Origin of the sequence: Modestobacter altitudinis (assembly GCF_005930475.1) — a bacterium.
GTDB lineage: Bacteria > Actinomycetota > Actinomycetes > Mycobacteriales > Geodermatophilaceae > Modestobacter > Modestobacter altitudinis.
The window spans coordinates 1-414 of sequence record NZ_SJEW01000155.1 but is presented as its reverse complement, the minus strand read 5'-3'; the positions used below and the strand labels follow the sequence as shown (position 1 = coordinate 414).

Annotated in this window: 1 protein-coding gene; it reads right to left on the bottom strand. The window is 68.4% G+C overall.

Going from position 1 to position 414, the window contains the following annotated elements:
* A partial coding sequence (locus FHL79_RS26690) for an efflux RND transporter periplasmic adaptor subunit (RefSeq protein ID WP_138761218.1) occupies positions 1-414 on the bottom strand: 414 nt, incomplete at both ends.

Genomic DNA, 414 nt, shown 5'->3' with positions numbered 1-414 from the left:
TGCCCATTCCGCTCTCCACCAGCGCCGTCCGGGGAATCATGACGGTGGGTCCCTGCGAGGAGAGCGAAATGCTCGCGTCGGCGACCATCAAGGGCAAGAGCGCCCCGTCCGGGTTGTCGACGTCCGCCTCGATTCGCTCCGCGCGAAGTGCCGCGTCGAGCGCCCCCGCCCTCCGGGTGATGCGCGCGGAGAACTCGCGCCCCGGGAGCGAGCGTATGGTGAACTTCACTGTCTCACCCAGCCGGACATAGGGGCTGTACGCCTCTGGAATCGACACGTGGAGCCGAAGCTTCTGGACGGTCCGCACCACCAGCATCGGCTTGTGCGAGCCCCGGCCCGAGGGGCCCACGTAGGTCCCGAGCTCCACGTTCCGTTCCGTCACGACGCCGTCGAACGGTGCCCGCATCACCAGGT